Source organism: Mycobacterium pseudokansasii (genome assembly GCF_900566075.1).
GTDB lineage: Bacteria > Actinomycetota > Actinomycetes > Mycobacteriales > Mycobacteriaceae > Mycobacterium > Mycobacterium pseudokansasii.
In genome coordinates this window covers 77,690-91,462 of the sequence record NZ_UPHU01000001.1, presented here as the reverse complement: position 1 = coordinate 91,462, position 13,773 = coordinate 77,690, and the positions used below count along the sequence as shown (strand labels likewise).

The window sequence follows — 13,773 nt, the reverse complement described above, 5'->3', positions numbered from 1 at the left end:
GGTACCTCGCTGGGGTCTGGGCGCCTTCTTGCTGGTGGGGCTGGTCTACTTGCTGGCCTCTGCCGCATTCGTCGTCGTCCTCGCCGGTAGGGGCCCGTTGTCTGCGGGAATGCTTGCACTGGCGGTGGGAGCCCCGACAGTGATCGCGGCCGGGCTGGCCGTGCTCATCACGACGCTGCGCGGCAACGGTCCCCGCACCGACCTGAAGCTGCACTGGTCGTGGCACGGTGTGGGGCTGGGATTGCTGTTCGGTTTCGGCGGGTTGTTCGTCACGGTGCCCGCCTCGGTGCTCTACGCCAAAGTCACCGGGCCAGGCGCGAAATCCGCTGTCGCCAGCGTCTTCAGTGGCGTCCAGGCTTCCTGGCCATGGGCGGTGGCCGTGCTTGCGCTTGTGGTGTTCGTCGGGCCGCTGGGCGAGGAGATCATATTTCGGGGGCTGCTGTGGGGAGCGGTGGATCGTCGCTGGGGACGGTGGGCCGCGCTGGGGGTAACCACCGTAGTGTTCGCGCTGGCTCATCTCGAGTTAACCCGCGCTCCGCTATTGGTGGTGGTGGCGATCCCGATCGCGCTTGCGCGGTTGTACTCCGGAGGTCTGTTGGCCAGCATCGTCGCGCACCAGGTGACCAATCTGTTGCCGGGCATCATCTTGATGCTTGGTGTGGCTGGTGTCATGCCGATGCCATGAGGCAAACCCCCGGCTCGCAATCCCCAGGGCCGCCACGGAGTTCAGGCGAAGAGCGCGCCGAAGCCGTGCGGCGGGCGATCGCCGGCGTGCTGCCTACTTCCAGGCGAATACCGGTTGCTCAAACTCGTCGACCGGATCGGGGCGACCTTCCAGGCACAGCCACCGCAGTTGCAGCAGCACCGCGCCCGTGGGCGCATGGATCAGGTGGTTGCCCAACGGGATTTGCACGACCGGCCGCGGGCTCTGCGGGATTGCGATGAATCGCGGCGAGTCCTCGCGCTGCAATTGGTGCAGTCCCACCCGGTAAACGGCTACCACCTCGTCGAGCGCTGGCCGGGGTTGGAGCCGCCCGCCGCCCCAGATCACCACCGGGGTGATGACATAGCCGGACCGCGTCGGGTAGTCGTCGAGCAGGCCGAGCACAGCCGAGTCGGACAGCCGGATGCCGACCTCTTCGTCGAGTTCCCGCAGTGCGGCATCGACCGCGCTTTCCCCCCGATCCACCCGGCCTCCGGGCAGCGCCCACTGCGCAGCATGTGAAGTGAGGCGAGATGCTCTGCGGCACAGGAGAAACGCGGCGCCGCCAGACGCGTTTACCATACGGCTGTCGCGGCCTGACTCGGGCGGTGGCCGGCCGGCGATCCGCTTGTCCACCAGCACCGTATCCACCCCGTCCTCACCGACCTCGGAGTCGACCAGCACCACCGCCACGGCAGCGCGCCGCTTGGTCGGGTCGGTCACCGCGCGGCGGTCGTGGCCGGCCAAGTGTGCCCGGATCTTCTTCCGTAACGCATCGTCGTAGCTGATCGTCACGGCTCGACGATAGGACGAAGCCACGGATGTCACCAGCGAGGGAATTCAGCGCGGGTCGTAGTCTCGGACTGTGTCAGTCCGGGAGCTGATTGTGCTCGGCACCTCGAGTCAGGTGCCCACCCGGCGCCGCAATCACAACGGGTACCTGCTGCGCTGGGACGAGGAGCGGCTGCTGTTCGACCCCGGCGAGGGGACCCAACGGCAAATGCTGCTCGCCGGTGTGCCCCTCACCGCCGTGACGCGGCTATGTATTACGCATTTTCACGGCGACCACTGCCTGGGTGTGCCCGGCGTGGTGCAACGGCTGTCGCTGGACGACGCACAACACCGGGTGCATGCCTACTTCCCGGCCTCGGGGCGACAATTCTTCGCGCGGCTGCACCACGCCTGCATTTTCCACGACCGCGCCAACGTGCACGCGGAGCCGGTTGCCGCAGACGGCCCGGTGGCGACGGGAGCGTTCGGGGTCTTGGAAGCACGAAAGCTCGATCATTCCGTCGACGCGATCGGCTACCGCTTGATCGAGCCCGACGGTCGACGGTTCGTGCCCGAACTGCTGGCGCGCTTCGGCATCGCAGGGCCCGCGGTGGGCGAGTTGCACCGGGCCGGGTCGGTCCACATCGGCGGGCGCGCTGTCGATTTGTCAGAAGTCAGCGAGGCACGCCGCGGCCAGCGATTCGCCTTCGTCATGGATACCCGGTTGTGCGACGCGGTCTACGCTCTGGCTGAGGGCGTGGACCTATTGGTGATCGAGGCGACGTTCCTGAGCGAGGACTCAGACTTGGCCGCACATTACGGGCATCTGACCGCGCGGCAGGCGGCGCGGGTGGCAGTAGAGTGCGGGGTGCGGCGGCTGGTGCTGACGCACTTCTCCCAGCGATACACCGACGCCCGGCGTTACCGCGACGAGGCGGCCGAGGTGTTCGACGGCGACCTGGTCATCGCCGAGGACCTGGCCCGGATATCGGTTCCCATGCGGCGGTAGGTGCGGCGAGAACGGGAACACGCGCTGCTGCTTAGCCTTAGCGCGGTGGTAGGGCATCCGGTTGTCGCCTAGCGAAGAACCCGGAGGCTACCTCTCCCAGTTGATCGCTGGCGGTCACGATACGGCTGGCTACGCCGGCCGTCGCCGGTACAGCGTCACCATGTGCCAGGGCCGAAGGTCCCTGCGCGCCAAGCGGATCGGGGGGCTGTAGGTGGGCGCCTGGTAGCCCGGCGGCACTGGCCCGTCTGCGCCGGGTACCTCAATTCCGCCCCAATAGCGCGAGCAGCCGCAAAACCCCCCGACACGCCGAGCGTGCGGGGGCTATTGCGGCTGCTCGCTTTCCGCCCTGAATTCCGCTCTCAATTCCGCCTGGGTAACTGCGAAGATGAGCGCATGGCAATTCCCTGGGACTCGGCGGTCAACGCCGACACCGACACCATCATCGGTTCGCTGGCCAGTAGCGACAGCGTGGCGGTCGCGGGCTCCATCGCGACCGCCGGTAGCGTCGCGGTCGCCGGGTCGGCGGCAACCGCGGGCAGTGTCGCAGTAGCAGGTTCGGTCGCCACCGCCGGTAGTGTCGCGGTCGCCGGGTCGGCGGCTATCGCGGGCAGTGTCGCCGTGATTGCCAGCGCGCTGAGTATGTTGTGCATAGCCGTCCGGGAATGCCTGGCATGCCTGGCATGCATCGCCTGCGCCCGGTGCGTGGCCTGTGTCGGATGTGTGCGTTGTACCGACTGTGTCGGCTGCGTCGGCTGCGTGAATTGTTCCGGCCTGCGCAATGCCAAGGGCGCCAGAAACATTCACGTGCAGGCCAGCGCTCGCTAGCGGTAGCGAGTGTCCTCATACGTGAGTTTTGAGGCTCGGCCATTCGGCCGGGTGTGGTGGTAGAGACGAGGGATCTCCGTGTTCGGAGATCCCTCGTGTCGGTCGTAGCCTCGGGTTGTTCAGACCAAGGAGGCAATGATGGCCGACTATGCAACTTTACTGTGCGATCATGTGACGCTCACCTGTCGGTCGGTGGACCGGATCTTTTTGCAGGCATATGTGCCGAAACTGCAGTCGGTGGGCGGGGTGTGCCAGTTTCTGTACTGGCAGAAGGGGTTTGGAATTCCGTCGTCGGCGGCGTTCGGCAAGATCGGCGACGCCTACGTCGCCGAGGTGCACCGGTGGGCTAAGGCGAACGCGATCCCGGTGCGCCGCTTCGCCAAGGGCGAGAACAAGGAGGAGATCGCGCGGCCATTGATCGAGGAAGCCGAAAGGGAGGGCGGCGAGGGGCGGGTGGTGTTGATCGGGATCGCGCAGGAAAAGACCCCGATATGGCGCTCGTGGAAGGCCAAGGGCCAAGAGCATGTGGCTCATCCGCACATGGAGTGGGCTCGCCAGATGGGCTTTGTTAATCATTTCTACTTTTACCTGTGGGATCCCGACTGGGGTGGCGCGTTTTGGAAGACCAATGCCTACGCACCGTGGCCGGTGTGGATCTGGCTCAACGGGCACACCTGGGCGCAACGGCAATGCGACCGGCTGGGCATCGGCTACACCGCTCTAGACAACGGGTTCCGCGACTGCGAGGACCCCGCCGCGCTGCAGCGCATCTGCGACCGACTGGGGTCGGGCGCGGTGAAGAGCTTCTTTTGGCGCTGGCAAAAGCTGTTGCCATCGCCGTTCACCCGCGATGACTTGCGTGCGGGCTACGTCTACGAACTGGCGTTTCGCCAATTCGAGGTTTCTGATACCCGGGTGTTCGACCGGCCCGCGGCCGGGCGATCGTTTTTCGAACAGCTCATCCGTGACCACCTCGACATCGGACGCCCGGAGAAGGTGTCGCTGATCTTCGACCGGCGCATCAGCTCGCGCACGCCGGGCACCTGGCGCACCCAAGTGATCACCAAGGGTGTGGATCCGCAGATCAGCTGCTACTACAAGTCGAGTCGGATCAAGCAATACTTCAAGGAGCATCGGGCGTTGCGCACCGAGACGGTCATCTGCGACACCCGCGATTTTGGCATCGGTCGGCGGGTGACCGCCGAGAACTGGAAGGCCCTTCGGGCGGTTGGCGAGCATGCCAACCAGCGTCTATGCGACGCACAAGCCACCGATGCCCGGCCCGCTCCGGATGTGGCCACCTTCACCGAGGTGACCCGACCCTCACAGATCGACGGTCAACATGCCCCCGGACTGCGGTTCGGGGATCCGCGGGTGATGGCGGTGCTGGCCGCTATCGTCGGATTCACCCATCTGCTCGCCGGGTTCGACAACCCAGCCCTGGTTCGAGCGGTAACCACCTTGCTGGGCTGCTCCTACACAAGCCGCCAAGCCACATATGACCTGCGCCGGCTCAAACGCAAGGGGCTCATCGTCAGGCTGCCGGGCCACCACCGCTACCAACTCACCCCGCTGGGCCGCCGCGTCGCGGTGCTGTTCACCAAGGTCTACGGACGTGTTCTCGCACCCGGCCTGGCCGAGTTAGACCCAAGGCTCCCAACGGATGATCTCGCCAAACGCAGCGATCTGGCGATCGCCTGGCGCCAACTCGAACGACACCTCAATCAATTCACAAACGCAGCACTCACCGCGGCCTGAACCGCAACTTGATCTAATTGTGAACTTCGCCCTCACCAAGCGAAGCTAGCGCGGCGGCCAATGCCATGGCGGTTGGTCGAGCAGGCGCTGGCCCGCAATGCGTGTCTCACCGAGTTCTTTGATCAGGCGCACGGTGTGCACGTCCGCGGCCCGTTGCAGGGTCGCGACAAGGGGTTCCGAGTGGGTGACGACGATGATTTGGCTGTACTCGGCTGCTGTGGCGATCAACGATGCCAAGGCGGGCAACAACTCGGGATGCAAGCTGGTCTCGGGTTCGTTGAGCACCAGCAGCTGGGGTGGACGTGGTGTCAGCAGGGCCGCGGCCCAAAGCAGATATCGCAGGGTGCCGTCGGACAACTCGGCAGCGCCCAGTGGCCGCAGCATCCCCGGCTGGTGCAGCACGAGTTCGAAGCGGCCATCGGCGTTGCGGATATCGACACTGCTACCCGGAAACGCGCGCTCGATGGCTTCACTGAGCGCCTCATCGTCGCCGATCTCGCGAATCGTTTGCAAGGCCGCGGCCAGGTCTGCGCCATCATGGCCCAATACCGTTGTGCGCGTGCCGATTCGGGGCTGGCGCGCGGGCGCGTCGGCGTCGGTGCGCAGATGATCGTAAAAGCGCCAGTTGCGCATCCGCTCCCGCAGCCGCATCAACTCCGGTGCTCGCACCGGATCCGCCAGCTCACTGAGCATCGAGTCGAACGGCCGCAGCACGTCGGCAATCAGGTGCCAGCCACCGTCCCCGTCACGCACCCGCGCGGTCGGGCCACCGCGCTGCGCTGTCACGGTGGCGGGGCGCCACACCGGACCGACCCACAGCGCCTCGACCTTGACCTCCGGATCGAGCCCGAACGCCGTGCGGGTGGCGATGGGCAGCCCGAGGTCCAGGGCATAGCCGAAATCGTCACCGGCAAAGCCCAGTTTGAGGCTGACCGACTCCGTGCGGACCGTCCCCTGTGTCTGATGACGCCCCTGGCGTACTGACTTACCGATCACTGCCGGGCCCGCCCATATCGTCGAGCGCAATCCGCCCTCGCGGGCCAGCGCCGCCACCGCGCCGTTGCGGGCCGAATCGGCCAGCAGGCGCAACGCTCGATACAGGTTGGATTTGCCACTGCCGTTGGGACCGGTGACGACGGTGAGTTGACCCAGGGGAACCACCACCTGGCGCAGCGAACGGTAATTCTCCACCGCGACCGTAGCCAGCACCTGGCCACGCTAATCCAACGTCCACGCCATCCCACGGATAGGTCCCCGTTGCGCTCGTTGCGCGCGTCCCAACCACCGCTTGCTGAACGGGCGCCTTCTTCGGCGTATCCCGGCCCACGACCGCACCCATGTCAAACGGTGAAATGCCGGTCGTTTCTCACCCGACGCCGTCGCGGATCTGTCTTGGCCATACCGTCGCACCTGACCTGCAGTGGCGGCTGGCTGCCCCGGGTGGTCTTATTGGCCCGCGTTTTGGGCCAGATCAATGGCGTACTGACTCACGAAGTGACCCGCCGAAGGGCCCCCGTTGCACGATCCGTCGGATTCGCCGGGACGTTTGATCCACAGATAGGCGTCGGCGTGCGCGCCCGCAGTAGCCGTGGTGGGCGGGGTGCCCAACGCGCGGCCGCCGGGGTTGCACCAGCTCAGCGCGGAGTCGGGCGCAGGCCCGGCGCCGTTGCGCGACGTGTCGATCACGTAGTGCGCACCGCTCGTCATCCCTGAAACCGCCTCGCCGTAACCGGTTTCCTCGTCGGTGCTGAAGAAGTTCGAGACATTGAGGCTGAAACCCCGTGCGTGGCCCACACCGGCCTGGTTGAGCCTGGCGGCGATTTCCTCGGCGCTCAACCAGCGCGAATGTCCGCCGTCGACGTAGACGGCCGCGGCCGGATCGCGGGTCAGCGTGTCCACTGCATAGCGGATCAGATCGAAGCGTTCCTGGCGCTGGTCAGCCGACAGGCAATCGGCCATGTCGAGCGCATCGGGTTCGACGATGATCGCCGCAGGCGAGCCGCCCAGGCCGGAGGCGATGCTGTCGATCCACTGGCGGTAGTCCGCCCCCGACGCGAACCCGCCGGACGCGTAACTACCGCAGTCGCGATGCGGAATCCCATACAGCGCGAAAATCGGCATGCTGCCGGCAGCCTGTGCCGCGCCGGTGTATCCGGCGACCCTCGCACCTACCGAACCGGCAGGAAATGCCTGGTCAAGCCAGTACGCCTGCGGGGTATTGGCGACGGCGGTCAGCTGCGGACTCGGCGGATTGGCGTTACGCGCGGCGGCCATGGCCGCCGACGCCGGGTCCACGTAGAAGGGTTGTCCAGCGAGCGGGTTTCCCGCATCGACCAGACGCACCTCGGGGGCAGCACCGACATGCACGGAACCGGCAGAAACCAGGCCGGCGACGGTCGCAACCGCCAGAAAAGGGGTGATCCACCGAGCGACAGCACCAGCTGCTATTGACATCACGCCAGTAAAATAGTGCCGCCATGTAAGAAACGCCAATCCTGGACGACAGGCCAGGGCGCCTTGCCGGTCCACCGGCAGCCCTTCCCGTGGCGCGAATACGACACCGCGTGCCCAATATGCGGGCCGCCCGCATCCGTGGCACGCGTGAGATTGCGCGCGCCACGGGAAAATGTGGACGATCGGCGGTTGAATTCGAAGTCACGGCGCGTCATCGACCGGACTCGCTGTCGCCCACGCGATTGTCACCCGCCCGCGCCGCGTTCAGGGATACTGGCACGCGTCATCGGGGGGTGCAGGAACCGCAGTTCGCCCGGCCGATACAGCTGCGCCGGACGGCCTCCGTCACGGGTAGTGGTTCGCCCGGTGGGAACGAGAAACCCCTCGGTTCCGGTGACCTTGCGGTGAAAGTTCCGGCTGTCCAGCTCGGTGCCCCAGACGATCTCGTACACCCGGCGCAGTTCGGCGACGGTGAACTCACCCGCACAGAACGTGGTCGCCAGCGGTGTGTACTCGAGCTTGGCGCGTGCCCGTTCCACGCCGTCGGCCAGGATCTGGCGGTGATCGAATGCGAGCCTTGCCGTCATCAGTTCGGCCACCGGTGCCCAGCGTGCGCCGGCAGCATCGCCGCCCGCGGACGGTAGCGGAAGGTCTGGTGCCAGGCCCAAATACGCGACCGTGATCACCCGCATACGCGGATCACGTTGCGGTGCACCATAACTGGCCAATTGTTCCAGGTGTAGGCGGTCGACCGGCACACCGGTCTCCTCCATCAGCTCACGGGCGGCAGCCTCGTCAAGGTCCTCGCCGGGGCGAACGAATCCGCCGGGTAAGGCCCAGCGGCCGGCGTAGGGCGGTTGCCCGCGGCGCACCACCAACGCACACAACGTGTCGTCACGGATCGTCAATGCCACGAGGTCGACGGTCACCGCCACCGGTGGATAGTCGTTCAACTCGTAACGCGGCACCAAAGCAGACTAATCGTCGGATTGACGAAAAGCATCCCCCTTATCGTCACCAAGACGATAACCCGAAGGAGGTGGCCGCCATGGCCGTCATCAACCACTATCCACTGCTACGTCACCTACGCGTTGAACCGACCGCGCACATCCGGGCGCTGCGCCGAGGAAAGCTCGTGCACGACGGGCCCGGACTGGCGTTCTGGTTTCTGCCGCTGACCGCGGCGATGTCAGAGATTCCGCTCGACGACCGCGAACTGCCGCTGCTGTTCCACGCCACGACGGCCGATTTCCAGGATGTGGCCGTCCAGGCCTCCGTGACCTACCGCATCGTCGACCCGGCGCTGGCCGCCCAACGTATCGATTTTTCCATCGACACCAACACCGGCTACTGGCGTGCGGCCCCGCTGGAGCAGGTGGCCGGAATGCTCACCCAATCCGCTCAGCAGCACGGGCTCGACCTGCTGGCCCGCACCATGCTGGCCACGGCGCTGGTGGACGGAATCAGCGCGGTACGCGACCGGATGGCTCAGGGGCTCGCCACCGACACCCGACTCACCGAAACCGGCATCGCGGTGATCGGCGTTCGCGTGGTGGCAATTCGCCCCGAGCCGGAGGTGGAACGCGCCCTGCAGACCCCGGCCCGCGAACAGGTCCAGCAGGAGGCGGACCGCGCCACATTCGAGCGCCGGGCACTGGCGGTGGAAAGGGAACGCGCCATCGGCGAGAACGAACTCCAAACCAAGATCGAACTGGCGCGCCGCGAAGAGGAGCTGGTGGCCCAAGACGGCGCCAACGAGCGGTTGAAAACTCAGGAATCTTGGGCAGCCGACGCGATCGCCACCCAAGCGCAGGCCCGCCGCGAAGTCCAGCTGGCCGAGGCTAGGGCACAAGCCACTCGGCTGGTCGGCGACGCCAAGGCGGCCGCCGAGTCCGCGCGGCTGGCCGCCTATCGTGACCTGTCCGAGGCCACCCTGCTGGGCCTGGCGGTCAAGGAACTGGCGGCCAACCTGCCCAAGATCGAGCACTTGGTGTTGACGCCGGATCTGCTAGCACCGGTGCTGGCCCGACTCGGGGCGGGTGGGCAATGACGCTTCCACCCAGGGCGGTGGTGGCATCGGCGCACCGAACTCGACGATGCCCTGGCCCGGCACGGTACCCACGGGCAGGCGGCGTTCTTCCTGTCCAGCCGCGGGCGCAGCATCGACGAACTCGAGATCCGGCACACCCGCACCCAATCGGCCCTGGCCGCCGTCGCCGCCGCGATTGCGGCGGACTGGCGACGCGGCCGCGTCGAACGGGCAGATCTGCCCAGATTTCTGTTCGAGCCCCGCGACATCGTGATCGTGGTCGGGCAGGACGGGCTGGTGGCCAACGCCGCCAAATACCTTGATGGTCAGCCGGTGATCGGCGTCAATCCGGAACCGGATCGCAACGCCGGGGTCCTGGTGCCGCACGCCCCCGGCCACGCCGGTGCGCTGATCCGGGCCGCGGGGCAAGGCGGCGCCGATGTTGAGCCGCGGACCATGGTCGAGGCCGTGACCGATGACGGGCAGCAACTACTGGCCGTCAACGAGATCTTCGTCGGCCATGCCAGCCATCAAACCGCCCGCTATACGCTCTCCTTGTCTGACGGCCGTGCCCAACGGCAGGCGTCGTCCGGGTTGATCGTCTCCACTGGAACCGGCGCAACCGGATGGTGTCGCTCGGTCTGGGAACAACGCCACAGCAGTCTCGTGTTGCCGGGTCCGACCGAACCGCGGCTCGCGTGGTCCAGCAGCATCCGTAGCACGGTCGCGGCCTCGAGCCGGGCCAGCGGCGCCCCCAGGCAGAAGTGGACGCCTCTGCCGAAGCTCATGTGCCCCTTGCTGATCGGACGGTCCAGCCGGAATTCGTCCGGGGCCTCGAAATGAGCGGGATCGCGGTTCGCCGCGCTCCACAGCAGCAGCACCCGGGAGTTCCTCGGCAGCGCGGCACCCGCGAGTTCGGTGTCGCCCAGAACATGGCGGTAGTGCGCGCGAAACGGCGGCTCCAGCCGCAGGGTCTCCTCGATGAAGACACCGAGCAGATCCGGCTGGTCGCGGAGCCGCCGCTGCAGCGCCGCATCGGTGGCCAGAATGGACACCGCGGTGCCCAGCAGCGATGCCGTCGACTCCCCGCCAGCGCTGAACAGCGAGACCAGGATCAGCTGTGCGGTGAAGGCGTCGAGCTCGCCGGCAGCGCACGCTTTCGCCAGCACGCCGATCAGGTCGTCACGCGGGCTGGTCGCGGCCTCCCGCAGACGTGTCGTGATGTAGGCGTTCAACTCGCTAATCGCGGCCATCGACGCGGCCAGCTCGTCGGCCGACATCAGCCCGTCGAGCAGTCGGGTGCTGGCATAACCCCATCGCGCCAGCTGGTCGGCATAGGCCTCGGGGACACCGATCAGGTCGGCGACAACGCTCATCGGCAACCGGTTGGCGACGGCATCCATCCACTCGATGGTGCCGTCGTAAGCTGCTGTGGCCCAGAGGATTTCGAATACCGGCGTGATCAGCGGCTGCAAACCCGGCACGCGTTTAGCGGTGGCCGCCCACGCCGTCCATCGGGAATGGGACGACGCCACCCGCGGGGGTGAATGTCATGGTCGCGGTCAGATTCGACGAGAAGAGCTCGGGCCGGTTGACCACATCGGTGATCGCCGCCCAGCTGCTGGCCAAATAGAACTCCGAATCTCCGACGCGATGAACGCCGCCCTGAACCGCAGCCGGGCATACAGCGGGTAAGGGTCCTGGATGGCCGCGTCGCCGAAGAACTCGGCCGGGTCGATGGTGGCAGTCATTGCATGTCCCGCATGGTTGAAATCAGTATCGGGACTCTACCCCGTCTACTGCTCTGCTCGTTCGTAGTAGCACAAGCAAACCCATGTGGGTTCTCGCCACGAGCGGCAACTCACGCCCGTCGCGACCTGCGACGCTCCCGGTCGTCGTACCGCGGTTCCGCCCAGTTCGTCTCACGGTCCGGTTGATTTCCTGCGAGCGATCCGTGTCCACCGGCAGTCCCGCGGCGTCTTGGCTTCGGCACCGCGGTGCATAGGTCAGTCGAGTTGGCGGTCGACATCCATCCGTTGGTGGAGTATGCGCACCACATCGATCATGTCGGCGCCGGCAATCCGGTAGTACAGCGTGTGCGATCCGACAGGGTGCTTCCGGTAGCCGGGGCGGATCTCGTCGCAGGCCCTTCCGGTCATCGGATTGTCAACGACTCGTTCGATTGCCCGCTGGATCTCACGAACGTACTTCTCGGCCTGATCGCCATCCCACGTCTCATAGGTGTAATGCCAGATCTGTTCTAGATCCGCGCGTGCGGCGGGCGAAAGTACATACCGGCTCACCCGTGGCGAGGTTTCTCAGCCTGCTTGCGCGCCACGAAATCATCGAAGTCGAATTGTGTTGACTTGCCACTTTGTTCACCAGCGATGAGTGCCTGGCGCAGTGCGCGCAGCCGGGTCTCACGATCTTCAAGCAATCGCAAAGCAGTACGCACGACGTCACTGGCCGAGCGGTATCGGCCCGACGCGATCTCCTCCTCGATGAACGCGCTGAAATGCTCATCGAGGCTGAACGACGTATTCTTGCCCACAGACCCGAGGATACCAACTATTGGTATCGACGCGGGAGCGAGGGTTTTTCCGCCGCCCATGATCGCCGCGGTAGCGTCTGACAACTGCGTGCAGCAGGCTCGCGCAGCCCCTTGGCCGTCCATTCCGAGTGCGGCTCAGTGGTCCCCTCGATTCGTCACGGTGACACCATGTCGCAAATGCGCCCTGATGGGAATGCTTGATGCACCAAGTGAATTGGCCCCATTGACATACCGCGGCCGCGACAGATCCGCGATAGGTGCGCGTGGGGGCAAATGCTTCCGGCTGATGCCCGGTGATCCAACCAGTCGAGCGTGCCGCCTTCCATGAAGCTCAAGAATCCCTTCTGGGCCACGCGGAGGGCGCGTGGCCCAGGGTGCCCGGGGCCAGGTCAGGGCTAGGTACCAAAATGCCGCTGCTGTGACTGAGCGGGTGGCGGGTCGGCCGCCGAATTCAGCGGTGGTGAGTCAGTGAGCCGGTCGGCTCACTGATCGACGGCATCCTGGTCCATGTTGCGCTTCGAGCGCACAGTCGGCCGCGCCGAACGCCGCCGCGGAATGCGGTCTGTGATGCCACTCAGTGTGTTGACCATCCTGTTGAGGGTATCGACAGCAGACTCGAGGGTGGCGGCGGTGGGCGTCAACGTCTCCACGGCGGGCTGCAGCCGACTCAGGATTTCAGCGGCTTCGGTAAATTGTTCGAGCGGTCCATTCTTAGCCAGCAGCTTGTCGATGACGCCGTCCTCGGCGAACATCCGCTCGATAATGCCGTCCTCCGCGAACATCCGCTCGACCGGCCCGTCCTCAGCGAGCAGCCGATCTGCAAGCCCACCGGGCGCCAGGATCCGCTCTAGCGCGGTGCCTTCAACGGATACCCGATCGAGTAAACCGCCGGGCGCGGTCAACAGGTCGACAACCCCACCCGGACGCATCAGCTTGTCCGCCGGCCCGCCGCGGACCAGAGCGCGTCCCATCGCCCGGTCGTTTTCGGTCAATTCGGCAACTCGATTCGCGCCTATGATTGCGCCGCGCAACGGAAATAGGTCGGTAATCGGATCAACGGTCTTCGGGCCTTCCTCGCCCAAGGATTGCTTCACAGCCCCGAGCGCCATGGCCGCAACGGCGAGTCCGGCGTCGGCCACCGCGACGCCGGCCCGGACAGGGGCTATCGCTGCACCGACAATGACCTTGCTGATGTTCACGCGGCAAGTGTATGGCTCGGCGTCGTCTCCGTGGGCAACGGCGCCAATGTGGTTGCGGTCAATCCAGACGATGACTACGTCGCCAAACAGGGCTTCTGAACGGGGCCAACGTCGCCCACAGTTGTCCCGGGCGCCACATTCGATCATCCGCGCGCAGCGGCGCCAATCCTATGTCCGTCGACTGCAACCATGCCATGGACGCCGGTTGCCCAAGAACAAGTGCGCGAAAATTGTGTGAGGTCACCCCGAGGAAATGAAATCCCTTGTCCCAGCACGGAGGTTCGCAGACTGCGTAGCGGATGCCGATCTGTCTGACGACGAGTTGTCGACGCCTTGTCTCTGCTGCGGCCCATGGCGATCACCTCGGCCCTGCAATCGGATCGGACTGCCTTGGTGACCTGCCCGTCACATGGCGTCGACGCACCCTTGGCAATGAGCAACCCATGTGTCTCACGAACGTGGCGCATCCGCCAT

The 13,773-nt window shown here is 65.9% G+C and carries 15 protein-coding genes; 5 read left to right on the top strand and 10 right to left on the bottom strand.

Translation table 11 applies throughout. From position 1 onward, the window contains the following. Positions 1 to 16: 16 nt before the first annotated feature. Positions 17 to 685 carry a CPBP family intramembrane glutamic endopeptidase gene (locus EET10_RS00470; RefSeq protein ID WP_244601797.1) on the top strand — a complete coding sequence of 223 codons (669 nt, stop codon included), beginning with the start codon at positions 17 to 19 and terminating at the stop codon, positions 683 to 685. Between the two features lie 93 nt (positions 686 to 778). Here the strand turns inward: EET10_RS00470 and EET10_RS00465 are convergent, their stop codons facing one another. Beyond that, on the bottom strand, positions 779 to 1,498 hold the full coding sequence (locus EET10_RS00465) for an NUDIX hydrolase (RefSeq protein ID WP_063467325.1): 720 nt from the start codon (positions 1,496 to 1,498) through the stop codon (positions 779 to 781). A 70-nt stretch (positions 1,499 to 1,568) separates the two neighbouring features. Between EET10_RS00465 and EET10_RS00460 the strand changes: the two genes are divergently transcribed. From EET10_RS00460 to EET10_RS00450, 3 genes are all read left to right on the top strand, one after another. Further along, positions 1,569 to 2,483 (top strand): ribonuclease Z, encoded by a 915-nt coding sequence (locus tag EET10_RS00460; protein ID WP_122501809.1) that lies wholly within the window; start codon positions 1,569 to 1,571, stop codon positions 2,481 to 2,483. 393 nt (positions 2,484 to 2,876) lie between these two features. After that, the gene (locus EET10_RS00455) at positions 2,877 to 3,308 is read left to right on the top strand and encodes a hypothetical protein (RefSeq protein WP_063467326.1); all 432 of its coding nucleotides are present in this window, start codon (positions 2,877 to 2,879) and stop codon (positions 3,306 to 3,308) included. Positions 3,309 to 3,446: 138 nt separating this feature from the next. Next, a complete protein-coding gene (locus tag EET10_RS00450; RefSeq protein ID WP_136624700.1) occupies positions 3,447 to 5,066 on the top strand; it encodes a hypothetical protein in 1,620 nt (539 codons plus the stop codon). A gap of 45 nt (positions 5,067 to 5,111) precedes the next feature. On the opposite strand, the gene EET10_RS00445 is transcribed toward EET10_RS00450, so the two are convergent. From EET10_RS00445 to EET10_RS00435, 3 genes are all read right to left on the bottom strand, one after another. Continuing rightward, a complete protein-coding gene (locus EET10_RS00445) occupies positions 5,112 to 6,275 on the bottom strand; it encodes an AAA family ATPase (protein WP_063467327.1) in 1,164 nt (387 codons plus the stop codon). Between the two features lie 237 nt (positions 6,276 to 6,512). Next, positions 6,513 to 7,520, bottom strand: coding sequence for a glycoside hydrolase family 6 protein (locus tag EET10_RS00440; RefSeq protein WP_099187883.1), 1,008 nt, complete (start codon positions 7,518 to 7,520; stop codon positions 6,513 to 6,515). A gap of 245 nt (positions 7,521 to 7,765) precedes the next feature. Next, positions 7,766 to 8,488 carry an NUDIX hydrolase gene (locus EET10_RS00435; RefSeq protein WP_036404984.1) on the bottom strand — a complete coding sequence of 241 codons (723 nt, stop codon included), beginning with the start codon at positions 8,486 to 8,488 and terminating at the stop codon, positions 7,766 to 7,768. Between the two features lie 80 nt (positions 8,489 to 8,568). Here EET10_RS00435 and EET10_RS00430 point away from each other — a divergent pair, with 80 nt between their 5' ends. Then, positions 8,569 to 9,570 carry an SPFH domain-containing protein gene (locus tag EET10_RS00430; RefSeq protein WP_122502712.1) on the top strand — a complete coding sequence of 334 codons (1,002 nt, stop codon included), beginning with the start codon at positions 8,569 to 8,571 and terminating at the stop codon, positions 9,568 to 9,570. Here EET10_RS00430 and EET10_RS30375 read toward each other — a convergent pair. From EET10_RS30375 to EET10_RS00405, 6 genes are all read right to left on the bottom strand, one after another. Beyond that, entirely contained in the window at positions 9,529 to 10,038 is a 510-nt protein-coding gene (locus tag EET10_RS30375; protein ID WP_063467330.1) for a hypothetical protein, read from the bottom strand. The two genes, EET10_RS00430 and EET10_RS30375, sit on opposite strands and share 42 nt — an antisense overlap. Positions 10,039 to 10,091: 53 nt before the next feature. Continuing rightward, positions 10,092 to 11,033 (bottom strand): cytochrome P450, encoded by a 942-nt coding sequence (locus EET10_RS30370; protein ID WP_063467331.1) that lies wholly within the window; start codon positions 11,031 to 11,033, stop codon positions 10,092 to 10,094. Positions 11,034 to 11,037: 4 nt separating this feature from the next. Next, complete coding sequence (locus tag EET10_RS29400; protein WP_167480108.1) at positions 11,038 to 11,178, bottom strand: hypothetical protein; 141 nt, start codon at positions 11,176 to 11,178, stop codon at positions 11,038 to 11,040. Between the two features lie 377 nt (positions 11,179 to 11,555). Beyond that, entirely contained in the window at positions 11,556 to 11,852 is a 297-nt protein-coding gene (locus EET10_RS00415) for a type II toxin-antitoxin system RelE/ParE family toxin (protein WP_036404831.1), read from the bottom strand. Beyond that, positions 11,849 to 12,100 (bottom strand): type II toxin-antitoxin system ParD family antitoxin, encoded by a 252-nt coding sequence (locus EET10_RS00410; protein ID WP_063467332.1) that lies wholly within the window; start codon positions 12,098 to 12,100, stop codon positions 11,849 to 11,851. The genes EET10_RS00415 and EET10_RS00410 overlap by 4 nt, the downstream gene beginning before the upstream one ends. 482 nt (positions 12,101 to 12,582) lie before the next feature. Next, a complete protein-coding gene (locus EET10_RS00405; RefSeq protein ID WP_036404978.1) occupies positions 12,583 to 13,299 on the bottom strand; it encodes a hypothetical protein in 717 nt (238 codons plus the stop codon). Between the last annotated feature and the right edge of the window lie 474 nt (positions 13,300 to 13,773).